We start from the raw sequence: 24,698 nt of genomic DNA on the forward strand, positions 1-24,698 counted from the left end.
ATTTAAGCATGAAGAAATTTTTACTGGCTGCAGGCCTATTGTTTTCCGTATTTACCTATGCCCAGGACGATTTGCTCACTGAGCTGGATTCTACCCAGGTGCAGGACAGTTATGCCACCTCAACCTTTAAGGGGCTGCAGATAGTAACGCTGCAAAGCACCAAACTACCCGCTGCGAAAGAGTGGTATTTTGTGGTGTCGCACAGGTTTGGTACCGTTAAAAACGGTATTGATGAGTTTTTTGGCCTTGATGGTGCAACCACTAAATTAGGAGGCGTGTATGGTATAACCAACTGGCTTTCGGTTAGTGCATCCAGGCATACATTGTTAAAAATGTACGAAACCAGCGTAAAATACAGGCTGGCAAGGCAAAGTGCCGATTTTCCTGTAGATATTGTAGGTTACAATACGTTAGATATCAACACCTTTTTAGAGAAAGAGGATTATCCTAAAATTGAATTCGCCGACAGGCTTACCTATGTAAACCAGTTGCTTATCTCAAGGAAATTCTCTGATAAATTGTCTCTGGAGCTTGCGCCAACCTTTATACACAGAAACCTATACGACCCTGCGATAGAGAACGACGACCAGTTTGCCCTTGCGGCAGGTGGGCGTATGAAGCTTACCAAAAGGCTGTCGTTAAACCTGGAGTACGGCCATAATTTTGATAAGCCTGATTTTTATAAGAACCCATTATCGGTAGGGTTGGATGTAGAGACCGGTGGGCATATTTTCCAGCTCATATTTACTAACTCGCAGGCCATGACAGAGAGCGGTTATATTACTAATGCTGCGGGCGACTGGGGCGATGGCGATTTCTTTTTCGGGTTTAATTTATACAGGGTTTTTTAAAAGTGCTAAAAATGAAGAAATATATATACATACCACTGGCTGCCTTAGCTTTATATAGTTGTGATAGCAATACTTATGCGGAGATTGAAGCCGATGTGCCACCGGTAGATACAATTGCCATTACTACCTATCAGGCTAACGTTAAAGCGATTATAGATAATAATTGCGTGAGTTGCCATAGTGATGGCGGGCAGGCGTCCTTTAGAGACCTTACAACCTATGCGGGTGTGGTAGATGCTGTGCAAAATGCACAATTACTAGACCGTATACAGCGCCAAAATGGCGAACCGGGGCAAATGCCCACAACAGGCAGAATGCCACAGGGCAATATTAATATAATACTACAGTGGAATACTGACGGACTTCCTGAACAATAAAATTCAAAAGCTATGAAAAATTTAAGGTTTATAATAGTAGTGATCATTTTAATGATCTACAACTGCATGTTTGCTCAAAAGTACGGTACCAAAACAGGTAATATTAAGTTTGAGGCCACTGTACCTTCTTTTGAAGAAGTTGCCGGAGAGAGCAAAACTACATCTGCCGCACTGGATGCTACAACAGGCGATTTTGCTGCACTGGCATTAATGAAAGGGTTTCGTTTTAAGGTAGCCCTTATGGAGGAGCACTTTAACGAGAACTATGTAGAGTCGGATAAATATCCTAAAGCCACCTTTAAGGGTAAGGTGGAAGGGCTGGATGTCTCTAAGCTAACGGCTGATGCAAAGACATACACTGTTACAGGCGATTTAACGCTGCATGGCAAGACCAAGAAAATATCAGATGCCGCTAAGGTATCCAAATCAGGAAATACTATTACAATAACTGGGGCTTTTGAGGTTAAACCGGGAGATTTTGCCATTGAGATCCCCAGTGTTGTTAGTAAAAAAGTGGCCGATAAGATAAGTGTAACCTATAGCTTTCAGTTGGTAAAACCATAGACTATGAAAAAGATCCTCTTACTTATTGCTTTTATAAGCAGCACATTGTGCAACGCTCAGGGCAAAGATGTTTTTGATACGGCCCGTAGCGGCACTGTAGCAGAGATGCAACTGCTGGTTAAAAAGAACAAAGACACTATAAATGCGTTAAACCCAGCTGGGTTTTCGCCGCTTATACTGGCCTGTTACAGGGGCAACGCACCCGTAGCAGAATACCTCGCCAAGAATGTGAAAGACATTAACTACAACAGTTCTAACGGTACAGCACTGGCATCGGTGGCGGTTAAGGGCGATGTGCCACTGGCAAAAGTGCTGTTAGAAAACAAGGCCAACCCTAACATTGCCGACCCATCGGGGGTTACGCCATTAGTATATGCCGTACAGTTTCAAAACAAAGAACTTATAGCCTTGTTGCTTAAATACAAGGCAGATAAGAACCAAAAAGATAAAGATGGCAAATCGGCTTACGATCATGCTTTATTTTTAAATAACCAGGAAATTATCAATTTATTCAAATAAAAACCAGCAAAATGAAAAGAATTCTACTAATTGCAATGTTGTCAATGGCGGCACTGGGCGTCCAGGCACAGAGCAAGACAACGGGGTCTGTTAGCCTTACCACAGGCATGACAGCCAAACTCGATTTAAATAACGATACCTCTACGGCAACGTTAACGCTTACCGGCCCGCAGGATAGGTGGATAGCCCTTCAATTTGGGTCGTTTACAGGCGGTATGGCACCGGGAACTGACTTAGTATACTACAACGGCACCACCCTTGTAGATGCCTCTCAAAACGGAGTAGGTGCAACACCATCTATAGATGCCGTAAACAACTGGACAGTAAGCTCTAACACAGTAAGCGGTAATACAAGGACTATTGTTGCTACCCGTGCATTTACCGGCGGTACCGGCGATTACAACTTTGTATACACCAATACCGAGATAGATTTTGTATGGGCAAGGGGTTCATCGGCCTCCTTTGCTATTGCTAACCACGGCAGTAACAGGGGTTTCGCACTAAATAAAACCTTTAGCTGTATCCCTCCGGCTGCCCCTACAGCGGCGGCACAGGCATTTTGTAGTGGCGCTACCGTTGCCAACTTAACTGCAACAGGCTTAACCGGCGCTACATTTAACTGGTATACAGCAGCTACAGGTGGCTCGGCACTGGCATCAACAACTACGCTAACTAATACTACCTACTATGTAGCCCAAACACTTAGCGCCTGCGAAAGCGACAGGACGCCTGTAACTGTAACAGTTACAACTGTAAACCAGCCAACTGCTACAGCACAGCAAAACTTCTGTACATCGGCTACGGTGGCTAACCTTTCGGCTACAGGCCAAACAGGTGCAACAATTAGCTGGTATGCAGCTGCTACAGGTGGTTCGGCACTTGCTGGTACAACTGCACTTACAACAGGTACAACGTATTACGTAGGCCAAACACTAAACACCTGTACAAGTACAAGAACACCGGTTACTGTAACCATAACTACAGCTGCTGCGCCAACTGCCTCAGCACAAACATTTTGTGCAGGAGCTACCGTGGCTAACCTAACAGCCACAGGTACAGGTATAAAATGGTACTCTGTAGCTACAGGTGGCACACAACTTGCTGGTACAACAGTACTTACAACAGGCACTTATTATGCTACACAAACGGTTAATACGTGCGAAAGCACCACTACACCGGTAACGGTAACTATTAACGCGGCTTCTGCTACACCTACCGGTGCTGCTGCACAGGAGTTTAACGCAGGTGAAACCATTGCCGACCTTGAAGTTACTACTGCCACTGGCGCCACCGTTACCTGGTACACCCTTAGCGGAACAGTATTTACCGAAGTACCTGTAACAACAGTACTTACAGATGATACTACCTACTATGTATCTCAGGATACTAACGGTTGCGAAAGCGCAAAACTGGCTGTAGTTGTTAATCAACTGCTTGGTACAGATAAGTTTAGCCTTAAAGGACTTAAGGTGTACCCTAATCCATCGTCTGATGTGGTTACCGTATCTCATGCTTCAGCATTATCTAATGTAATGGTAATCAACATGCTTGGACAGGAAGTTGCATCTAAAAAGGCTACTGACAACTCAGTTCAGGTAAACGTATCTCAGTTAACAGCAGGTACTTACATTCTTAAAGTTACGGCTGCCGATGGCGGCACGGCAACTGTAAGGGTTGTTAAGCAATAAACTACTAACTATTCAATAAGCAGGGGCTCCCAATTTGGGAGCCTTTATTGTTTTATAAACGTGCAAATTTTAACATATTCACGATATATCGTAAAAAAGTAAAAAGGCTTAATATTTCACTTTTGGACTTCGAGATTCGCTTATTCAGGAAATTTAAAATTGAAATATTTTAGATTGAAAAATTCGGTGCCTAAATTTGGAATTTTCTCCAGGTTGGATTTACTGCAAATACCGCTTCAGTACTACCGGCAAAAAGCCGTTGTAACTTTGCGGTCTCAAAATATTAAAATATATTTACTAATCTAAAACCATTCAACATGCCACAATACACCGCCTTTATTTTTGATATGAACGGAACCATGATTAACGACATGCATTACCACGAGCTGGCATGGTTTAACATCCTGGTTAAAGAACTCAACGCCGGGCTTACCAAAGAGGAGGTAAAACTGCACATGTATGGCAAGAACGAGGAGTTGTTTGAGCGTGTTTTTGGCCCCGGAAAATACACTAAAGAAGAAATTGCCGCCTTTACCCACCGCAAGGAGGGCCGCTACCGCGAAGACTTTTTACCCGAACTGAAACTCATTGATGGTTTAGATACCTTCCTGGCAAAAGCTAAAGCCACAAACGTTAAACTGGCCATTGGCACCGCCGCCATTAAAGATAATGTTGATTTTGTGCTGGATAACCTTAGCCTGCGCAACTACTTTCCCGTAATTGTAGGCCCAGAAGATGTGGTTACCAGTAAACCCGACCCCGAAGTGTTTATTAAAGCTGCACAGCAACTGGGCGTAGACCCCGCCAATTGCGTTGTGTTTGAAGATTCGCCAAAAGGCATCGAGGCAGCCCGCCGCGCCGGTATGAAAGCCGTAGGCATTGCCTCCTACCACACCGCCGAAGAACTGGCAAACGATAACGTGCTTTGCGTTGTGGATGATTATAATGATGCTGTGCTTAACGGACTGGTCTTTTAGATTTAAGAATTGAGATTTAAGATTTCGGCGCGCTACGTTATAGAGAAGTAGTAGATGTAATACCTATTTCGGCTTATAATGCGGCCAGCAAGTTTCAGGCACCGTCATTGCGAGCAGAGTGTAACGGAGCGCGGCAATCTCACCCGTGTACTGACTAAATTATCAGATCGCTTCGTGCCTCGCGAAGACTGTTCGTAAAGAATGTTATGTTATTCCATTTCGACCGCAGTGTAGAAATCTTGTAAGATTATCGGCACGGATTGCAAATCCGCGCTATCGGGTAATGTTGAAGATATAGTACAGCATATAGCATCCCCTCTTTTCAGGCACCGTCATTGCGAGCGGAGTGCAACGGAGCGTGGCAATCTCATCCTGTTTTAATAATAAAAAGATCGCTTCGTCATGCCCCCTTATAATGACTGCCTCGTTTGCTGGCGTGAACATAAATACATAAATTTAAAACTAACAATGAGAGGTTTAGTATTAATAATACTGGTATGTATATGTAACTCTATTACATCATGCGGCTTTGTTAAAGACAAGAAAATTGTTGGGAAATATCATATTGTAGCTGTAGATATACCAGAAGATGAATGTTTGGCTTATGAAGTTGAAAGTGGAGACTATGTTTGTTTGGTTCCGCCTAAAGCTGTCGCATATTGCAAAAATGATAGGTATATATTCTTAAAACAAATTCCGATTGAAAATAATGACTTGGATTTTGATTATTACATAGTGCCTACTTTGAATGATAGTTTGGCTATCTACCCTGAAGAACGTATCATTGGGCCTTTAAATGAAAAGGAATTTGATGAAGAAATTTTGAAGATGAACTTAAAAGAATTAGAATTTATTAAGTTAGATTAACCGGGAATAATACCCTTTACCTGCGTTACTGTTACTCATAACATACCATTTTTTCAGGTGCTCTCATTGCCGAGGAGGAACGACTGTGGCACCCGAGGGCTTTGCCCGAACTGACGAAGTAATCTCACCGCCGTGTACTGATTAAATTATGAGATCGCTTCGTGCCTCGCGAAGACTTACGTTAAGAATGTTATGTTGTTCCATTTCGACCGCAGCGCAGCGAAGCGTGGAAATCCCTGATGGTTATTACCTCGATTAGGATTGTGATTTTTCGTTAAGCAATAATGACTAAATTGATATAAATGTATAATTATGACACTCCGGAAAATGCTATACTTTCTTTAGAAAAAGCATATTCTGATAAAGATTTGGAAAATGTTTTAAACTCTAAGGATTTTAAAACTGAAGCAAAATTGATTTTGGAGCAGTCTAATTTTAAAGACGACATAAGTGCTGAACTTATCGATGAAACAGCCAGGCTCGGGAAACTACTATTAATTAAAGCCCTACAGGAAAATGGGTTTCCTGACTTTAGTAATTTAAAGTGTGAATTTTATAATTTACAGCGATTTAGAGATAATATTTATGTTATTGAAGAAAAGATAACGTATCCGGATGATTCAGTACACACAACAAGAATTTTCCTAACGGTTACAGATGATGTTTGGAAAGTTGCAGTTGTGGAAGAATAATACAGCGGGTGGTACAGCGCTCATAACATCCCATTTTTCAGGTGCTGTCATCGCGAGGGAGGCACCACCGCGGCGATCCCACTCGTATGATACATAAATAATGAGATCGCTTCGTACCTCGCGAAGACGGTACGTGAAGAATGTCACTGTTATTTTATCACGCTACGCTTTATTCGTCATGGAATAACATCTTCTTCAGCAAATCTATTATCTCAATACTCACATCTGCTCCTAAAAATACGCTCTCAGCTGCACGCTACCCGTGTGTATCGCCTTACTGGTTTCGCTTTTACGGCCTTGGTAGTTTATGTTGATGTCTAAAAACTGGGTTAGGTTTTTTTGCAGCAGCAGCCTCCAGGTAAGGTTTTGGCCACTTTGTAACCCCTGAAGCATCTGGTAGGCAGCAGCGGTGGTTTCGGTACCTTTAAAGTCGTTTTTATAAAGGGAGAACTCGCCGCTGGCGGTAAACTTTTTCTCGGACGCATAGCTGAACGACGTACCCAAGCGCTGCTGTAACAAGGTTTCCAGTTCGCCTATTTTGTTCTTTTTGTCCTGGTACTCGTAAAACACATCCCAACTGGCATTGCGCGAAAAAATGTACGACACCTTAGGGCCCAGCAGGTAACTGTTTATGGTGTAGTTTTTACTGCCATAGGTATCGCTAACGCTTGATGTTTCGGTGGTTTGCCCGGCAAAGCTCAGCAGCCACGTTTTTTGTATTAAGTGCGCATACTGCCCCTGGTGCGACAGCGTTTTGGCATCCTGGCTCCCTACCGATAGCAGGCTCTTTACCCGGTTGTTAAGGTAAGTGTAGGTAACCGAATGGTTTTGCTTGCCCCGGTTGTAAAACAGGCTATTCCTAAAAGAGGAGTTAAGCCCCAGCAGCTCGTTCTCGCTGGTAGAAAACGGATTGAGGTCAAAATTACCGGCGTTGCGCTCTATCTTACGGTCTATTAAATATGAACTCTGGTTGTAAAAATACGACAGCAGTTTTTTAAAGCCCGTACCGTTTTGCCACTGACCCGGATTTAAGGTAACCGACTGCGAGAATTTATTTTGGTGCGTGCCTATGTACACCTGGTTGGGCAAATACACCCGCACGTATATAGCCTGATCCGGGAAGGGGGCCACCTCAAACTCCTGCAGCTCCTGTATGCCGTTGTTGTTATAATCGTTCCAGCGGTACACACCCTGGCCGGGTTCTACCTCAAGGTAGGTAAACTCCTGCTGCGCTATGGTGCCCGATGCCGTTTCGTAAGCCGTGGTAACCTGCACAAGCTGGTCCCAATAGCGGTCGTTATACAAAAGGCGCGAATTAAGGCTGGGTTCATCCTTAAATGCCGGATCGGTAAACTTAAGCCGGCGGTAGTTTACAAAGAGGGTAAGGTCGCTTTTATCGGTTTTAAGCAGTCGCGATTTAAGGTAGTAGGAGCGGGAGGTGTTTACCTTTTTAAGCAGGCCGTCCACAAGGCTGTCGTTAGCGCGTTGCAGGTAGCCAAGTTCCACAAAAACCTTAGTGCTGTCGCCACGGCCTATAAACGCGCCATATTCGGTATAGCGCTGGCTTAGCGCCGAAAATAAGTTGGTTTCCTTAAGCTTTTCCTCGTTATCCTCCAGCCTGAGGCTGCCGCCCACCCAGTTCTTGCCAAAGTGGTATTTTGCCAAAGCCTCGTTACGTATAAACTTCGACTCCGAATATGAGCCATCGCTCTTAAGCCAGCTTCCGCGGTTTTGTACTACAAGCTTGTCAAACTTAAACTGGGCATCTACCACATGGCGTGTACCGTTAAAGGCACTACTAAAGTCGAGTTGCTCCACCTGGTAATTCAGTTGCCCTTTCTTGGGCAGGCGCAGGGTAGTACCGGCCACCAGGTAGCTTTGGTTATTATTGGTAGTAATAATGTTGGTAAGGTTCCAGTCGCGGTTAAACTCAATATTAAAAAGGCGCTCTATAGTGCGGAAATCCTTTTGCACAAACTGGTAGTTGGCAAAGGCATCCAGTTCCCACACCTCATTGGTATACAGGCGCTGCCGCGCGTTAAGCTTACCGGCAAGGCCGTTGTTGTTGCCATCATCTATAGGCGAATACAGGTTGAGGTCGTTATTGCTGATGCCCGCCTCAAAATCTATCAGGGTCTTTTCGCTGGGGTTAAATTTACCCAGCACCGTAGCGATCTGGATTTTGCTGGGTGGCGTAAGGCTGATAACCGGCTCATAGTTACCCTGCGGGATGCCGCTTATGGGGGTAATGTATTCGTAAATTCGGCTTATGGCCGCCCCGTTAGAGAGTATGTAGTTGCCCTGGTTATTGCCCACAAGGCTAAAGCGCACGTTGTATAATGTTTCTAAAGAATCGTTACTGTATTCAAAAACCTCAATGCCCCCTGCAAATGTTTTGCGGTACAGTACCTTATTTTCACTGTAAGTATCTACATACGCACTTGGCGCCGTCATTTGGGTAACATCGTCGCCTGCCTGTTGCAGGGTAGCCACCTGCTCTTCGCTCAGGTTTTGCTGCAACGGCTGATTTTTCATATCACTTTCAGAATATACATACCCGCCTATGCTCCAGCTGTCGCGCTCATGGGTGACACCGCCGTAGGTAACAAAACGCGTAAAATTCTGTTGGGTGTACTGGTACTCCACGTTAATACGCATCTCGGATGTTATAGGGAAAAGCGACGTAAAGATTATCTCGCCTGCATTGTAATCAATAATATAATCGTTGCTCTCGCCACGCTCTAACAATATCCCGTTTACATATACGCGCTCCGACCCCGATATTACCAAGACATACAGTTCGCCATTGTTACCGGTAAGCTTGTATGGCCCCTGGTTGCCTTCCTGCCCGGTAAAGGTACTTCGGGCATACTGGCCGCGCACCAGCGCCGCTGCTGCAAATATCGAGGTCTTGTTGCCTTCCTTACCAAAATTAAAAGAAGTGCTAAGCCCCTGTACTTTTTTGTTGAAGTTTAAAAAACGCGATTGGCGGTTCTCTAAAAAGAGGTCGCCCGCCCGTATGTTCCACCTGTCGCTAAACATCTCAATAAATATCTGGTCAAACTCATCCAGCTTTTGCGAGTAGCCACCTTCCTGTAAAGGGATGTTGCTGTCCTGTATAGAGGCACGCAGGCTAACTTTATCAGACAGTTTACCGGTTATCTGTAAATCAAGGTTAGAGTTAACCACGGCGTTCTGGTTATTGCCCACCGTGATACCGCGCGTTATACTGCCCGATGTGGTTAAACCGTCAAAAGGTTTGTAGCTATTAAGGGCATCTCGGGTAACGGTATAACGGTTTCCGGTGGTTGCATCATTACTAACCACACGATTGGCATCATATATGCTATATTTTTTGGTAAGGTACTGTGGGTAGGGCAGGTAGCTAACAGTAAGGCTGTCCTGGGAGGTAAAGCCATTTTTAAAGACAAGGGTGCCGCTGGTAAAATCTACTTTATAATTAGTTGTATCAACTTCTTTGCCCGCAATGTCTTGTAGTTTAAAGTACGATGGGTTAAGGCTTATGCTGTCAATACGTATAGTGTCCTGCACGGCAACGGCTTTTTTATTTTTGTAGGGCGTAGGGGTTTCCTGTGCGTAAACCACGGAAACACAACATAAAAGCACCCATAAAATACCGTATTTAAGCATCGTTACTTTATAACTCAAAAATGGCAAAAGTAGTGTATTTAAGCCTAAAAATTAAGAAGTTAATGCAATGACATTTAATATATAATTGCTAAATTTATTATATAATTATACGCGTTTTGTTGTAAAGTGATAAAGTCAAGTATTTAATATTCAGATTTTTCATACGTTTGTATATACACACGTACATATACTAAATACATCATATTATGGAAAATAGAGAGTATGGCCTGTTGGGCTTTCATTTTATGATCCCATTACAAGAAAAAAGGGCTGTAAAAAGCCTGTTTTCAGATTTTACGATTGATTACATTACTAAAAATTACACCGAGGAAATAAGTGTGGAGACTTATGATGCATTGGTAGATGAAGGTAATTTTGAAGAAACCATTACAGCTTACATTGGTACCGATGACGATTGTAGTTTTTCTATAACCTATCATAACGGTTACCTTGAAGTATGGTTTGGTTTTTACCCGGGTATTGATATTACGGGTTATCAATCCTTATTGCGCAAGCTAAACGAACTGGCCGATTATTCCGTTGCCGGTTTTGAGGTTCAGATAGGCTCTGCAGTTAACGAAGAGGGAGATGAAGAAGAGCTGTCGCCAAACTTTCACCCGTACTGCCTGCTGCGCAATGGCGAGCTTAAATGGTGCGGCAAAGGTGTGAGCGATGAAATGGAGTCGCTTATAGAAGAAAACCTTAAAACTGTGGGGCTGATTGAGTAGCTACTACAGTTTTTCTGTACTGTCATCGCGAGCGTAGTGCAACGGAGCGCGGCGATCTCACATAAATGGGATTTACAATGTGCTTAAAAATTAAGATTAGTGGATGATTATTTTAGGATAATCTTCTGCGACTAAACTTTAACATCCTACCCATTTCTACCAATCCGCTTTTTGCTTAATTTTAAGGCTGTTGAATTCAAAAAAAACCTTTTGAATATGATAGTGGAAAAACCAGATTTAGTAAGGCAACTTCTTAACAGGCGCAATAAAAGTATAAGCGAGGGCGCGCTTATGCAGCAAATACAACAAATTTTAGCCGAAGGTGAAACCCACCGCGCCGCTATTAAAGCGCAATTGGGCAGGGAAGGGGCTGTCGCCGAAAACCGTTTTGTTTTCGATTTTCTGGAAACCGACCGTATTTTCAATGTCGATCAAATACGAGCTATCTGCATTGATTACCGCCTGCGGTTTTTAGACAGCCATTATTTTAAAAACCCAATACCTGAAGAGGCTATCTCTAAAATTAATGCGCTGCAAAAAGAACACGGTACTACACTGGGCGGATTTAAAATTATGGCACCCTCTAAAACTTTCAAGCTTAAAAATTACGACGACCCATTGCTGTTTGCTCCCATAGGCAACGATTACTTTTACCTGATACACAAATGGGGAACCGACCTGAGTGCCTACCGCAAGCTCCTGGTGCGCCCGGTGCGCGACTTTGGCAGCCTGTTATTCACTCTGGCTGTTGTAAGCCTGCTCCTGTCGCTATTCATCACAGAGGTATTATTTACCGGCGATAAAACCGACCAGTTCCTGCTCATTGCATTCCTGTTTACATTTAAATCGGTTTGTGGGGTAGCACTTTATTATTGCTTCTGGAAAGGCAAAAGCTTTAATACTGCTATTTGGGATAGCGAGTTTAGTAATAGATAAGCTGTTTTGGGTTTCCATTTCGACCGCAGGGAGAAATCTCAAAAACGTCCATTAAAAGCTAAATTTAAAGATTTCTCCACTCCTCTGCATTCCGGTCGAAATGGAATAGCGTACTGCTCTTCAGGTACGTCTTCGCGAGGCACGAAGCGATCCTACAGCAGATATTAAAATACTGTGTGTCATTCTGAGCGCAGTGCAACGAAGTCGAAGAATCTTCATAGGGTTTCTCACATCTCTGCTTCCCGAGTGAGATTGCCGCGCTACATTGCATTTCGCTCGCAATGACCGGCTCTTGGAAAAATCGTAACCGCTAATCTCCTGCAAACTGCGACTAAAAACTGTCCTACTTCTTCTCTGCTAAAACAGCCTTTACCATATTATCCTCTTTAAGGATCATTTCGTAGTAAGCCTTTTCGCTTAAAAGCTGCCTGCAAAACTCGGCAGCAAGGTAGTGCTTAACGCGGGCGTTGTATTTATCAAGTTTAAATACCAGGCCGTTGCTCAGCAAATATTTATTAAAGGCATGAAAGTACTTATCGCCGGTAATAACCTTATCGGTTATTTGTACGGCGTTTAGTCCCGCAAAGCCTATACGGTCTTTATCCAGCTGTTCAAAAACAAAATAGCTCACAATGCCGCTTTGCATAATTTGTGCCAGGCTCTCATCGCCGTGTTTGCCTTCAAGCGGAACAAACACATCGGGCATAATACCGCCACCACCGTAAACGGTACGGCCTTTTATGGTTTTAAATTTAAGGGTGTCGGCTATTTTAATACTGTCGGCAGCATACAGCTCGCCGCTTTCATAACGCTTCTGGAAGTCGTTATAATACTCCTCACCGCCATTGGCATAGCTGCGTTGGATAGACCTGCCCGACGGCGTGTAATAACGCGCTACGGTAAGGCGTACAGCACTGCCATCGCCTAAGGGCATTTCGCGCTGCACAAGACCCTTACCAAATGACCTGCGGCCCACAATCGTGCCCCTATCGTTATCTTGTATGGCACCGGCTAATATCTCACTGGCCGAAGCGCTGTTCTCGTTTATCATTACAAACAATTTGCCGGTTTCAAAAATGCCCTCGCCACTGGCTTTGGTTTCATCAACACGGCCTTTTTTGTTCTTGGTTTTTACAATAAGCTGGCCTTTGGTTAAAAACTCATCGGCAATTTCTACGGCCTTTTCAAGGTAGCCGCCGCCATTATCCCTAAGGTCTATAATGATGGATGTTGCGCCTTGTTTTTTAAGGTCGGATAATGCCTTGTGAAATTCGTCGCCGGTAGTTTCGGCAAAACGGTTTACCTTAATGTAGCCCGTTGTAGTGTTGGCCATAACGGCGGCATCTACACTTTTAATAGGCACAACATCGCGGGTTAGGTTAACCTTAAATTGTTTTTTTGTGCTTTTTCTAAAAACGGTAAGCGTAAGTTTAGAACCCTCTTCGCCCTTAAGTTTAGAAAAAAGCGTATCGTTAGGCAGCTTGCGGCCAAACAGCTTGTAGTTATCGGCATATAAAATACGGTCGCCCGCCTTAATGCCTGCCTTATCGCTTGGCCCGCCGGGAACCGGTTTTATAACCGCCACCGAGTCTTTATACATATAAAAGTTTACGCCAATGCCCACAAAGTCGCCACGCATGCTTTGCTCTACCTGCTCCATCTCTTCTTTATTAATGTAAACCGAGTGCGGGTCCAGCTTTTCGAGTATGCTGTTAACGGTAAGGTCTACAATAGAGTCGGTATTTACATCATCCACATACTCGTTATCAATAAAATCCATAAGCTTGTTAAGCTTGCTTTTATTAGAGCTGGATGTCATGCCCAGGCCCATGCTGCTGCCGTTGTTGGGAAAGTTAAGTATGCTGCCAAGCACCAGGCCAACAGCCATGGCAAGTGCCACGATAATGGGTATGTATAAACGTTGTATTTTCATGTATTATATCTGGTCCAGATCCGGAACGCACTCTACCTGTACACCGGCCTTTCTAAGAAACTCAAGCCCTGAGTTGTCTTTGTATTCCGTTTGGTAAACCACCCTTTTAATGCCGCTTTGGTGTATTAACTTGCTGCAGTCTTTACAGGGCGAAAGGGTAATGTACAGCGTAGCGCCTTCGCACGATTGTGTTGAACGGGCAACTTTTAATATGGCGTTAGCTTCGGCATGCAGCACATACCACAGGGTAAGGTTGTTTGCATCTTCGCAGCTGTTCTCAAAACCCGATGGTGTCCCGTTATAACCGTCGGATATTATCATCCTGTCTTTTACAATAATTGCGCCAACTTTTTTGCGCTCGCAATAGGATAGCTGTCCCCACTCGCGTGCAATGCGTAAATAAGCCCTGTCGTATTTATTTAATTTCTCTTTCATGTGTGTAAAGCCTGCCTAAGATAAGGTAGCAGGCGTATTTGCTGCGTTAAAAAATTACCAAATTTCGCTTTCAATTATCATGGGTACCACCACCCCCGCCACAAATGCCGATGTTACCAAAAGCCAGTCGCGGCGCTGCACCTTAAAAAATCCCTGTAGTATAAACGATAGTACCAGTACCGTGAACACTACCGCAAGCTGTGCGGCCTCTATGCCCATGGCAAACTCCAGTAATGGTGCCAGTTTACTATCAGTACCGCCTATAATTATTTTAAAATAGTTAGAAAAGCCCAGGCCGTGTATTACCCCAAAGAAAAGGGTGGTTAAGGCTATAAAATTTATGTTGCTGTCTTTAGCCGCTTTTTTACTCCACTTAATAATATTATACAGCGCGGTTATAAGTATGGTAATGGGGATAAGGAATTCTACAAAGGTGCTGTCTATATGCACTACGCCATATACAGCCAGTATGAGGGATATGGTATGCCCAACAGTAAAAAGGGTGGCCAATACCAGCACGTTGCGCCAGTCTTTAAAGGTGTAGGGCACGGTTAACGCCATTAAAAACATAACATGGTCATACCCGCCCAGGTTGAGCACATGGGTAAGGCCTATTCTAAAATACAACCAAAATTCGGGCATTGTAAGGGTGTAAAGCTTAAGTAAGCTGTAAAATTACTATTTTTTATAAAATAAAGCCCCTTAGTTTGCGGCATACTACTGCGTTAAAGCAAAATGTTACTTAAAAATTATTAATAACTTAAATATAAAATTATCTTTGCCAAAATTTTGAATTACTCTACTATGTCCATTTCAGATCTATTTGATAGCGGTTTTAAAGACAGGAATAAAGGCCACTTTGCCTCAATTGTAAGGGTTGCCATGGAAAACGGCCACCTGAGTGAAGAAGAACGCTTGTTTTTAGATGTACTTGCCAAAAGGCTTGAGATATCGGGACAAGAATACAAAGAGATCCTTGCTAACCCCAAGGCATACCCTATTAACCCTCCTTACCTGCACGTGCAGCGTTTAGAGCGCCTTTACGACCTTTCGCGCATGGTATATGCCGATCATGTATTGGGCCCGAAACAAAAAGAAATACTTACACGTTTTGCACTGGCGCTGGGCTTTACCCCGGGTAACGTACAGTACATTGTAGATAAATCGCTTTCGCTACTGGTTATGAATGTAGACAGCGACACCTTTGTTTACGAAATGCAACACATGAATAAATAAGAAAGAAACCCTCCCGAAACGGAGGGTTTTTTATTGGGTATTTTTAGCCACGAATTACACTAATTCTCACAAATTATAGAACTTTAAAAATTAGTGCAATTTGTGTAATTCGTGGCCTACTTTATAAACTTTAAGACTTTCAAACTTTCGACTTAAACGTATTTCGCCATAAACTCCTCCGCCTTATTTACCATATTGTAACTTCCGCAGAAGAACGGAACGCGCTGGTGCAGCTCGGTAGGTTTAATTTCCATGATGCGTCCAAAACCGTCTGATGCTTTGCCGCCGGCCTGCTCGGCAATAAACGCCATAGGGTTGCATTCGTATAGCAGTCTAAGCTTGCCATTAGGCGCTTTAGAGCTGGTAGGGTACAGGTAAACACCTCCTTTTATCATGTTACGGTGAATATCGGCCACAAGGCTGCCTATGTAGCGCGACGTATAGGGGCGGTTCTCTTCCTCGCGCTGGCAGTATTTAAGGTAATCCTTAACCCCCTGCGGAAAATGTACGTAGTTGCCTTCATTAACCGAATATATAGTACCGTCTTTAGGAAACTGCATGTTGGGGTGGCTCAGGTAAAATGTACCAATGGCCGGGTTAAGCGTAAAGCCGTTAACGCCGTGCCCCGTAGTATATACAAGCATGGTACTGGTGCCGTAAATTACGTAACCGGCCGCCACCTGGGCATCGCCGGGCTGTAAAAAATCATCAATTGTTACGGGAGTGCCTATGGGTGTTACGCGCCTGTAAATAGAAAAAATAGTACCTACAGATACGTTTACATCGATGTTGCTCGACCCGTCCAGCGGATCCATAAGCACCACATATTTGTTGTTATGGCACTCATCTTTACCTTTAATGGTAATAAAATCATCGTTCTCCTCACTGGCAATACCGCATACAATTTCGCGGTTAATAAGGGTCTCCATAAAGGTGTCGTTAGCAAAAACATCCAGCTTTTGCTGATCTTCTCCCTGTATATTCTGTGCGCCAAAGGCACCGGTAATGTCTACCAGGCCGGCCTGGTTTACCTTGTAGTTAACCACTTTTGCGGCAAGGCGTATCGAGTTGATAAGTCGGGAGAGCTCTCCGGAAGAATATTTAAAGTCTTCCTGCTTCTCAATAATAAATTCTCCAAGGGTTTTGTTTCTTTCTTCCATTACGAAATCGTTATAGTTGGGTTGTGGCACAAATATCGAAATTTTTGTGATATGAAAATAATTTATTAATTAGCAATGTTTTTGCGCGTATTTTTGCTCCCAAAATTTAGTGTAATGCACATCCGTAAAGGAACCGAAGATGATATGCCCGCCGTGCTGGAACTGATTAAGGAACTGGCAGCTTTTGAAAATGAACCCGATGCCGTGGTAGTAACCGTAACTGACTTGGTTGCCGATGGCTTTGGCGAGAATCCGCTATTCCAAACCTTTGTTGCTGAGGTGGATGGTGTAATAGTTGGCATGGCGCTTTTTTATTACCGCTACAGCACCTGGAAAGGAAAAACCATACATTTGGAAGATCTTATTGTTACCGAGGCTATGCGTGGCACCGGTGCCGGCAGTGCGCTGTACAAAGAAATTATAAAGTATGGCAAAAGCATTGGCGTGCGCCGTATAGAGTGGGCCGTTTTAAACTGGAACACGCCTGCCATTGAGTTTTACGAGCGCAGTGGCGCTACCATTTTTAACGACTGGCGCACCGTACAGATGGATGAGCAGGGCATTACACAATTTACACTTAGCCTATAATAATTACCCTATATAAAGAATAATAGCGTTACAGATGAAAGTATTTAAATTTGGAGGTGCATCGGTTAAAGATGCCGATGGTATTAAAAATGTATACAGCGTGCTGCAGCAGGTGGGCCACGAAGATGTGCTTGTGGTAATAAGCGCAATGGGCAAGACCACTAATGCTTTTGAGGTGGTTATAAAGAACTACTTTGATAAGTCGGCGGAGTTGCAGGCATCGATCCAGGAGGTTAAAAAGTACCACAACCAAATACTTATGGACTTGTTTGACGACGAAAAACATGCTGTGTTTGCCGCCGTTACCAAAATTTTTACCGATCTGGAAAGCTTCCTTAAAAATAATAAGTCGCCTAACTACAACTTTGTGTACGATCAGGTGGTAAGCCTTGGCGAGGTAATTTCTACCTGTATTGTGAGCCACTACTTTAACCACGTAGGCCTTAAAAACCAGTGGCTGGATGTGCGCGAACTTATTAAAACCGATAACACCTACCGTGATGCTATTGTAGACTGGGAGTCTACCCAAAAAAATATAACTAAAAGCGTAAAGAAAAAAACGCTTAACATTACCCAGGGCTTTTTAGGTAGCGATGAAAATAACTTTACTACCACACTGGGCCGTGAAGGATCGGATTATACAGCCGCAATTTTTGCCTACTGCCTTAATGCTGAAAGCGTAACCATTTGGAAAGACGTACCGGGAGTGCTTAACGCCGACCCGCGTTATTTTGAGAATGCCATACTGCTTAACCAAATATCGTACCGTGAGGCCATAGAGCTTGCGTTTTACGGGGCTACGGTTATTCACCCAAAAACATTGCAGCCACTGCAAAAAAAGGAGATCCCTCTTTTTGTAAAATCATTTGTAAACCCGCTGTTGCCGGGTACAAGCGTGAGCAAGGGTGCCGATTTAGAGCCCCACTCGCCGTGCTTTATCGTTAAAAAGAACCAGCTGCTTATATCGCTGTCATCGTTAGATTTTTCTTTTATCATGGAAGAGAACATCAGCGAGATCTTTATGCTGCTGCACAAGTTTAAAATTAAAGTAACGCTTATCCAGAATACAGCGATAAGCTTCTCGGTTTGCGTAGAAGATAAATTTGGCAACTTTGCCGAGCTTAAAAGTGTACTTTCTAAAAAATTCCATGTTACGTACAACGATAACGTGTCGCTGTACACCATCCGCCATTTTAATGAAAAATCAGGCGATGCCGTTGCTAAAAACAAAGTGGTATTGGTAAGGCAGGTAAGCAGGGAAACATTGCAGCTTGTAACTAAAGAAGCGTAGGATAGTTTACAGTCGCAGTCTCAGGAGCCTGTCTTTGCGAGCGAAATGCAATGTAGCGCGGCAATCTGTTATCGAGTGAGTCTATATCGTTGAGAATAACATGAATGCTCCGCAAGGTTGATTTATAAAGATTCCAGGAATTGACTATACAAAAAAAGCAACTCATTTAATTGAGTTGCTTTTTTGTATGCATTCGTTTTGTGTGGGATTGCCACATTCTGATGCGCTTAATTTGCAATGACAGGCAACTGAAAACTGTGACTGCGACTTGTGTTTAAGCCGTTGCCTGTTTAGGTACGCTATCGTGCGATTGCGTGTGCTTACCGTCGTTCCATAAACTCAGGATATCAGCTCCTACGGCAGCACCGCTACCGGCAGCAATAGCAAGCTGACTCCTTGTACCTGCAAGGGTACCGGCAACATAAATGCCTTCGGTAACCACATGGTCGTTATTGGTAAGCTGTATGCGGTTTTTCTCCGGCATTGCTTTTTTGTGCGGCTCAATATATTGCATAAGGCCTTCAATGTCAAAACTATTAGCTGATCCTATTGCCACAATAAACATTTTAGTTTGGTAAGTGCCTTTGTTAGTGGTAACGGTAAAGTTTCCGGGAGTACCGGTAATGCTCATTACTTTTTCGGTTGGCAATTGTTCTACAAGGGGGTAGGCGGTAGCAAGGTGCTCCAGGCTGGTTTGCATAATTTCTTGGCCTGTAGTGCCCGGTGCAATACCATAAGCATTATTGTAAAGTCCGTTTTGTAATGAAGAAGCTTTCTGGTGGATAAAGATGCCCACTTTTTTGCCTTCGCCATAAGCACGGGTTAGGCCAGAGCCTAAAATAAGAGCGCAGGAAACACCGGCAACGCCGCCTCCTGCAATAAGTACATCAAACATATATAAAGTATTCTATTTTGTTTTCTCGTCTATGCTTTGGGCACTTTTAAAAATTAAAAGGATACATATAGCACATAAAGAGGCTATAATGCCTATTAACGCTACAACGCTATTGCCTTCCAGTAAGTTGCTGAAATCAAGTTGCGTTACGTTAAAGATTGTTAGCCCTAATGCAAGGACTATAAGGATGTAAATAAACGTTTTCATTATAATATATCTTAAGGTGATATAGACTATTTTATGGCAATAAAATTAAAAAAGATAATGCTAAGCAAATAATTGTTTAACATTAGAGGCAAATAATTTAACAGCTATAGCTAAGAGTATTACGCCAAAAACTTTGCGTATTACCCCAAGGCCGTTATTGCCCAATATCTTTTCTATTTTAGCCGATGATTTTAAAACGGCATACACCACTATAACATTAATAACTATAGCGATTATAATATTTATCTTTTCATATTCGGCACGCAGGGAGAGTAAGGTAGTCATGGTACCGGCGCCTGCAATAAGCGGGAATGCAATGGGTACAATAGAGGCAGTGCTGGGGTTATCTTCTTTATAAAGGCGTATGCCCAGTATCATTTCCAGCGCAAGGAAAAATAGTACGAACGAACCTGCCACCGCAAAAGAGCTGGCATCTATGCCGATAAGCTTCAGGATCTCTTCACCCACAAACAGGAAAACGATCATGATAAGCATAGCCACAAGCGATGCTTTTTCGCTTTGTATATGGCCCAGCTTGTTACGCAGGTCTACAATTATGGGAACGCTGCCCACAATATCTATAACGGCAAAAAGCACCATGCTTACGGTAAATATGTCCCTCCAGTCAAATCCCATGATCCTGTTGTTAAAAGAAAGTGCAAAACTACCTATAAATAAGGCAGCTGCCAATAAAATGCCGGGTTAAAATTTTTGGAAGGCTTTCTTTACACGCAAATTTGGGCAGGATTACCTATCTTTGCAGCATGTTTCAATTAGGAAAAACCATAGTCTCAGAAGACATTTTAGAAAAAGAGTTCGTTTGCAACCTTTCGGCTTGCAAGGGTGCATGCTGTGTAGATGGCGATGCAGGCGCACCGCTTAATGAAGAAGAAACCAAAATTCTGGAGGAGATCTATCCTATTATAAAACCGTTCCTCCGTAAGGAAGGTATTGCTGCTATAGAAGCACAGGGCACATGGGTAAACGGTACCGATGGCGACCTGGAAACCCCGCTTATAGACAACAAAGACTGTGCTTACGTTATTTTTGACGGTAAGACCGCGCTATGCGGTATAGAGCAGGCCTACAACCAGGGGCTGGTTAAATGGAAAAAACCGGTGTCCTGCCACCTGTACCCTATACGCGTTAAAGATTTTACCGAATTTGCCGCTGTTAATTACGACCGCTGGGATATTTGCAGCCCTGCCTGCTCCCTGGGTAAAGAATTAGAAGTGCCGGTATACAAATTTGTAAAAGAAGCGCTCATACGAAAATTTGGTCAGGATTGGTACACCGAGCTTGAAAAAGTTGCTGACGAACTACAGCAAAATCCTCCTCAAAATCGTCGTAAACCCCTTTAAAACATTCGGTTCGGGTGTAAATTTATTGTAAACTTTTTGCTATGTTAAATTTTTCAATTTATTGATTTTCAATATTTTGAAAAAATTACTTGTAAACTTTACAAATTTTGCAGTTGTTAAAAACTATTCTAAATTGTGAATAAGTACCTGTGGTTTTAAGTTTGATTTTCTAAATCAAATGACAACCTTTGTAATCCGCCCGTTAATAATTATCAAATTCTATAATACAATAAAAGTCAAAATAGTATGTCTGCAATAGAACCCATTTTACAAGAGAACAAGAACCGCTTTGTGATTTTCCCGATAAAACACCACGATATCTGGGACTGGTACAAAAAAATGGAAGCAAGTTTTTGGACAGCAGAAGAAATTGACCTTCACCAGGACCTTAACGACTGGAACACAAAACTTAGTAACGACGAGAAATACTTCATTAAACATATCCTTGCGTTCTTTGCCGCGTCTGACGGTATTGTTAACGAAAACCTGGCCGAGAATTTTGTAAACGAAGTACAGTATGCCGAGGCTAAATTCTTTTATGGTTTCCAGATAATGATGGAAAACATCCACAGTGAAACCTATTCCCTTCTTATAGATACGTACGTTAAAGACGAGGCCGAAAAAGACCAGCTTTTCCGTGCGCTTGAGGTGTTTCCTGCTATTAAAAAGAAAGCCGATTGGGCCCTTAAATGGATAGAGAGCGACTCTTTTGCCGAAAGGCTTATTGCTTTTGCAGCAGTAGAGGGCATTTTCTTCTCGGGTGCATTTTGCTCTATCTTCTGGCTTAAAAAGCGTGGCCTTATGCCGGGCTTAACCTTCTCTAACGAGCTTATCTCTCGTGATGAAGGTGTTCACTGCGACTTTGCCGTGCACCTGCACAACCACCACCTGGTTAACAAAGTACCTAAAGACCGTATTAAAGAAATTATTATAGATGCGCTTACTATAGAGCGTGAGTTTATTACCGAGTCGTTACCGGTTAGCCTTATTGGCATGAACGCCACACTGATGATACAGTACCTGGAGTTTGTTGCCGACAGGCTGTTGGTAGAGCTGGGCTGCGAAAGGCAGTACAATACCGGCAACCCGTTTGATTTTATGGATATGATATCATTGCAGGGCAAGACTAACTTCTTTGAAAAAAGGGTATCAGAATACCAAAAAGCCGGTGTTATTAACAACGGCGAGGATGCACAAAAAATTAGCTTCGACGCTGATTTTTAATTATCAGAGACCAACCTGACCAATTTAATAGGGAGCGCATTGGCAATCCCGCAGTTACCAACCTTTAAATAATTATTGCCTTATGTATGTAGTAAAAAGAGACGGAAAAAGAGAGCCGGTAATGTTTGATAAGATTACCGACAGGGTTAAGAAATTATGCTATGGACTAAATGACCTTGTAGACCCTATTAAGGTGGCTATGCGTGTTATTGAAGGATTATATGATGGTGTAACTACATCAGAACTGGATAACCTTGCCGCAGAAACTGCTGCATCTATGACCATTACGCATCCTGACTATGCCCAGCTTGCTGCCCGTATTGCTGTAAGTAACTTACATAAAAACACTAAAAAATCGTTCTCTGAAACCATGAACGATATGTACCATTATGTTAACCCACGCACCAACCAGGAGTCTCCGCTGCTGTCAGACGAGGTGTATGAGGCCATAATGGCAAATGCCGAAAGATTAGATTCTACCATTATATACAACCGCGACTTTAACTACGATTACTTTGGCTTTAAAACCCTGGAGCGCTCGTACCTGCTGCGCATTAACGGGCAAATTGTAGAGCGCCCGCAGCACATGCTTATGCGTGTATCTGTAGGTATTCACCTTAACGATATCGACTCGGCCATAGAAACCTATGAGCTTATGTCTAAAAAATTCTTTACCCACGCTACGCCTACGCTATTTAACGCCGGTACACCAAAAGCGCAAATGTCGTCATGCTTCCTTCTTTCTATGAAAGACGATAGTATTGATGGTATTTATGATACGCTTCGCAACACGGCTAAGATATCGCAGTCGGCGGGGGGTATAGGTTTATCTATCCACAATGTAAGGGCTACAGGCTCGTACATTCGCGGCACAAACGGTACCTCTAACGGTATTGTGCCCATGCTTAGGGTATTTAACGATACAGCCCGTTATGTAGACCAGGGTGGGGGCAAGCGTAAAGGCAGTTTTGCTGTTTACCTTGAGCCTTGGCATGCCGATGTTTTTGAGTTTCTTGACCTGAGGAAAAACACGGGTAAAGAAGAAATGCGCACGCGCGACCTTTTCCTTGCCATGTGGATTCCGGATCTTTTCATGAAACGCGTACAGGAAGACAGCACCTGGACACTTATGTGCCCTAACGAGTGCCCGGACCTTTACAACGTGCACAGCGATGAGTTTGATGCCCTTTACCTAAGCTATGAGGCTGCTAATAAAGGTCGTAAAACCATTAAAGCCCGTGAGCTTTGGGAAAAAATATTAGAATCTCAAATTGAGACCGGATTGCCTTATATGCTGTACAAAGATGCCGCCAACAGGAAATCGAACCAAAAGAACCTGGGCACCATACGTTCATCAAACCTGTGTACAGAGATCATGGAGTACACCAGCGAAGACGAGATCGCGGTGTGTAACCTTGCCTCTATATCATTACCAATGTTTGTAGAGAACGGTAAATTTAACCACGAGTTCTTATTTAACGTTACCAAACGCATTACCCGTAACCTTAACAAGGTTATAGACCGTAACTATTACCCGGTTAAAGAGGCGGAGAACAGCAACATGCGCCACCGCCCGGTAGGGTTGGGCGTTCAGGGCCTTGCCGATGCCTTTATACTAATGCGCCTGCCGTTTACAAGCGATGCTGCTAAAGCGCTTAACCAGGAAATTTTTGAAACCATTTACTTTGCAGCCGTTACCGCATCAATGGAAATGGCTAAGGAGGAAGGTCCGTACTCATCGTTTGCAGGTTCGCCTATATCTCAGGGCGAGTTTCAGTACAACCTTTGGGGATTAAACGACAGCGACCTTAGCGGCCGTTGGGACTGGGCTTCGCTTCGTAAAGAGGTTATGGAAAACGGTGTGCGCAATTCACTGCTTATGGCGCCAATGCCTACAGCATCTACATCGCAAATATTGGGTAATAACGAAGCTTTTGAGCCGTATACCTCTAACATATACACCCGTAGGGTACTTTCGGGCGAGTTTATTGTGGTAAACAAGCACCTGCTGGAAGACCTTGTAAACCTTGGCCTTTGGAACGAAAGCCTTAAACAGGAGGTTATGCGTAACAACGGATCGATCCAGAACATCGATGGTATCCCTCAGGACATTAAAGAACTGTACAAAACCGTATGGGAAATGAGTATGAAGGATATTATTGATATGAGCCGCCAGCGTGGTTACTTTATAGATCAGAGCCAGAGCCTTAACCTGTTCATGGAAAACGCATCCTACTCTAAACTTACCTCTATGCACTTTTATGCATGGCAAAGCGGCCTAAAAACCGGTATGTACTACCTAAGGACCAAGAGTGCAGTTGATGCTATTAAATTTACACTTAACAACGATAAAAAAGCAGAACCGGAAGTGGAGGCTATTGCAGCACCAACACCGGCTGTTAAGCACGTTGCTGTGCCTGTAGAGGCTACAGCGGTAGAGCTTAGCGAATTCCAGGCAATGATAGAGCGCTCACGCGCTGCAGAGCCGGATGACTGCGAAATGTGTGGCTCTTAATTA

25 protein-coding genes are annotated in these 24,698 nt (G+C 43.4%); 16 read left to right on the forward strand and 9 right to left on the reverse strand.

Annotated elements, in window-relative coordinates; all coding sequences use genetic code 11:
* The first annotated feature begins 8 nt into the window (after window positions 1-8).
* From FMM05_RS17845 to FMM05_RS17870, 6 genes are all read left to right on the forward strand, one after another.
* A complete protein-coding gene (locus FMM05_RS17845) occupies window positions 9-851 on the forward strand; it encodes a DUF5777 family beta-barrel protein (protein ID WP_143374785.1) in 843 nt (280 codons plus the stop codon).
* A gap of 11 nt (window positions 852-862) precedes the next feature.
* Window positions 863-1,228 carry a cytochrome c gene (locus FMM05_RS17850; RefSeq protein WP_143374786.1) on the forward strand — a complete coding sequence of 122 codons (366 nt, stop codon included), beginning with the start codon at window positions 863-865 and terminating at the stop codon, window positions 1,226-1,228.
* A gap of 12 nt (window positions 1,229-1,240) precedes the next feature.
* On the forward strand, window positions 1,241-1,792 hold the full coding sequence (locus tag FMM05_RS17855; protein WP_143374787.1) for a YceI family protein: 552 nt from the start codon (window positions 1,241-1,243) through the stop codon (window positions 1,790-1,792).
* Window positions 1,793-1,795: 3 nt separating this feature from the next.
* Complete coding sequence (locus tag FMM05_RS17860; RefSeq protein WP_143374788.1) at window positions 1,796-2,311, forward strand: ankyrin repeat domain-containing protein; 516 nt, start codon at window positions 1,796-1,798, stop codon at window positions 2,309-2,311.
* An 11-nt stretch (window positions 2,312-2,322) separates the two neighbouring features.
* Entirely contained in the window at window positions 2,323-3,999 is a 1,677-nt protein-coding gene (locus FMM05_RS17865) for an Ig-like domain-containing protein (RefSeq protein ID WP_143374789.1), read from the forward strand.
* Between the two features lie 317 nt (window positions 4,000-4,316).
* A complete protein-coding gene (locus FMM05_RS17870; protein WP_143374790.1) occupies window positions 4,317-4,976 on the forward strand; it encodes an HAD family hydrolase in 660 nt (219 codons plus the stop codon).
* Between the two features lie 273 nt (window positions 4,977-5,249).
* Here the strand turns inward: FMM05_RS17870 and FMM05_RS21045 are convergent, their stop codons facing one another.
* Window positions 5,250-5,420 (reverse strand): hypothetical protein, encoded by a 171-nt coding sequence (locus FMM05_RS21045; protein WP_185965626.1) that lies wholly within the window; start codon window positions 5,418-5,420, stop codon window positions 5,250-5,252.
* A 24-nt stretch (window positions 5,421-5,444) separates the two neighbouring features.
* On the opposite strand from FMM05_RS21045, the gene FMM05_RS17875 reads away from it, so the two are divergent.
* The gene (locus FMM05_RS17875) at window positions 5,445-5,843 is read left to right on the forward strand and encodes a hypothetical protein (RefSeq protein ID WP_143374791.1); all 399 of its coding nucleotides are present in this window, start codon (window positions 5,445-5,447) and stop codon (window positions 5,841-5,843) included.
* A 302-nt stretch (window positions 5,844-6,145) separates the two neighbouring features.
* The gene (locus FMM05_RS17880) at window positions 6,146-6,535 is read left to right on the forward strand and encodes a hypothetical protein (RefSeq protein WP_143374792.1); all 390 of its coding nucleotides are present in this window, start codon (window positions 6,146-6,148) and stop codon (window positions 6,533-6,535) included.
* Window positions 6,536-6,766: 231 nt separating this feature from the next.
* Here FMM05_RS17880 and FMM05_RS17885 read toward each other — a convergent pair whose 3' ends face one another.
* Entirely contained in the window at window positions 6,767-10,186 is a 3,420-nt protein-coding gene (locus FMM05_RS17885) for a hypothetical protein (protein ID WP_143374853.1), read from the reverse strand.
* Window positions 10,187-10,392: 206 nt separating this feature from the next.
* Between FMM05_RS17885 and FMM05_RS17890 the strand changes: the two genes are divergently transcribed.
* Together FMM05_RS17890 and FMM05_RS17895 are read left to right on the forward strand one after the other, a co-directional pair.
* On the forward strand, window positions 10,393-10,914 hold the full coding sequence (locus FMM05_RS17890; RefSeq protein ID WP_143374793.1) for a hypothetical protein: 522 nt from the start codon (window positions 10,393-10,395) through the stop codon (window positions 10,912-10,914).
* Window positions 10,915-11,130: 216 nt separating this feature from the next.
* Window positions 11,131-11,850 (forward strand): hypothetical protein, encoded by a 720-nt coding sequence (locus FMM05_RS17895; RefSeq protein ID WP_221932287.1) that lies wholly within the window; start codon window positions 11,131-11,133, stop codon window positions 11,848-11,850.
* 343 nt (window positions 11,851-12,193) lie between these two features.
* Here FMM05_RS17895 and FMM05_RS17900 read toward each other — a convergent pair whose 3' ends face one another.
* Genes FMM05_RS17900 through FMM05_RS17910 form a run of 3 tightly spaced genes read right to left on the reverse strand, consistent with a single transcriptional unit; the run spans window position 12,194 to window position 14,860 of the window.
* The gene (locus FMM05_RS17900; RefSeq protein WP_143374794.1) at window positions 12,194-13,783 is read right to left on the reverse strand and encodes a S41 family peptidase; all 1,590 of its coding nucleotides are present in this window, start codon (window positions 13,781-13,783) and stop codon (window positions 12,194-12,196) included.
* A 3-nt stretch (window positions 13,784-13,786) separates the two neighbouring features.
* The gene (locus FMM05_RS17905; RefSeq protein ID WP_143374795.1) at window positions 13,787-14,218 is read right to left on the reverse strand and encodes a deoxycytidylate deaminase; all 432 of its coding nucleotides are present in this window, start codon (window positions 14,216-14,218) and stop codon (window positions 13,787-13,789) included.
* Window positions 14,219-14,272: 54 nt separating this feature from the next.
* Window positions 14,273-14,860 carry a HupE/UreJ family protein gene (locus FMM05_RS17910; RefSeq protein WP_143374796.1) on the reverse strand — a complete coding sequence of 196 codons (588 nt, stop codon included), beginning with the start codon at window positions 14,858-14,860 and terminating at the stop codon, window positions 14,273-14,275.
* Window positions 14,861-15,022: 162 nt separating this feature from the next.
* On the opposite strand from FMM05_RS17910, the gene FMM05_RS17915 reads away from it, so the two are divergent.
* On the forward strand, window positions 15,023-15,454 hold the full coding sequence (locus FMM05_RS17915) for a tellurite resistance TerB family protein (RefSeq protein WP_143374797.1): 432 nt from the start codon (window positions 15,023-15,025) through the stop codon (window positions 15,452-15,454).
* Between the two features lie 152 nt (window positions 15,455-15,606).
* Here FMM05_RS17915 and fbp read toward each other — a convergent pair whose 3' ends face one another.
* Window positions 15,607-16,614: a class 1 fructose-bisphosphatase gene (fbp, locus tag FMM05_RS17920; protein ID WP_143374798.1), complete on the reverse strand. Its 1,008-nt coding sequence runs from the start codon at window positions 16,612-16,614 to the stop codon at window positions 15,607-15,609.
* Window positions 16,615-16,728: 114 nt separating this feature from the next.
* Here fbp and FMM05_RS17925 point away from each other — a divergent pair, with 114 nt between their 5' ends.
* Window positions 16,729-17,202 (forward strand): GNAT family N-acetyltransferase, encoded by a 474-nt coding sequence (locus tag FMM05_RS17925; RefSeq protein ID WP_143374799.1) that lies wholly within the window; start codon window positions 16,729-16,731, stop codon window positions 17,200-17,202.
* 34 nt (window positions 17,203-17,236) lie between these two features.
* A complete protein-coding gene (locus FMM05_RS17930; protein WP_143374800.1) occupies window positions 17,237-18,493 on the forward strand; it encodes an aspartate kinase in 1,257 nt (418 codons plus the stop codon).
* Window positions 18,494-18,767: 274 nt separating this feature from the next.
* Here the strand turns inward: FMM05_RS17930 and FMM05_RS17935 are convergent, their stop codons facing one another.
* The 3 genes from FMM05_RS17935 to FMM05_RS17945 are packed head-to-tail and all read right to left on the reverse strand — an operon-like array spanning window position 18,768 to window position 20,231.
* Entirely contained in the window at window positions 18,768-19,388 is a 621-nt protein-coding gene (locus FMM05_RS17935) for an FAD-dependent oxidoreductase (protein WP_143374801.1), read from the reverse strand.
* 12 nt (window positions 19,389-19,400) lie between these two features.
* Window positions 19,401-19,595 (reverse strand): hypothetical protein, encoded by a 195-nt coding sequence (locus FMM05_RS17940; RefSeq protein ID WP_143374802.1) that lies wholly within the window; start codon window positions 19,593-19,595, stop codon window positions 19,401-19,403.
* A gap of 60 nt (window positions 19,596-19,655) precedes the next feature.
* On the reverse strand, window positions 19,656-20,231 hold the full coding sequence (locus FMM05_RS17945) for a MarC family protein (protein ID WP_185965627.1): 576 nt from the start codon (window positions 20,229-20,231) through the stop codon (window positions 19,656-19,658).
* Between the two features lie 128 nt (window positions 20,232-20,359).
* Between FMM05_RS17945 and FMM05_RS17950 the strand changes: the two genes are divergently transcribed.
* The 3 genes from FMM05_RS17950 to FMM05_RS17960 all read left to right on the forward strand — a co-directional run bounded on the left by FMM05_RS17950 (window position 20,360) and on the right by FMM05_RS17960 (window position 24,695).
* Window positions 20,360-20,956 (forward strand): DUF3109 family protein, encoded by a 597-nt coding sequence (locus tag FMM05_RS17950; protein WP_143374803.1) that lies wholly within the window; start codon window positions 20,360-20,362, stop codon window positions 20,954-20,956.
* Between the two features lie 246 nt (window positions 20,957-21,202).
* The gene (locus FMM05_RS17955) at window positions 21,203-22,180 is read left to right on the forward strand and encodes a ribonucleotide-diphosphate reductase subunit beta (RefSeq protein WP_143374804.1); all 978 of its coding nucleotides are present in this window, start codon (window positions 21,203-21,205) and stop codon (window positions 22,178-22,180) included.
* Between the two features lie 82 nt (window positions 22,181-22,262).
* Window positions 22,263-24,695 (forward strand): ribonucleoside-diphosphate reductase subunit alpha, encoded by a 2,433-nt coding sequence (locus tag FMM05_RS17960; RefSeq protein ID WP_143374805.1) that lies wholly within the window; start codon window positions 22,263-22,265, stop codon window positions 24,693-24,695.
* The last annotated feature ends 3 nt before the right edge of the window (window positions 24,696-24,698 follow it).

Source organism: Flavobacterium zepuense (assembly GCF_007097145.1).
Classification (GTDB): Bacteria; Bacteroidota; Bacteroidia; order Flavobacteriales; family Flavobacteriaceae; genus Flavobacterium; species Flavobacterium zepuense.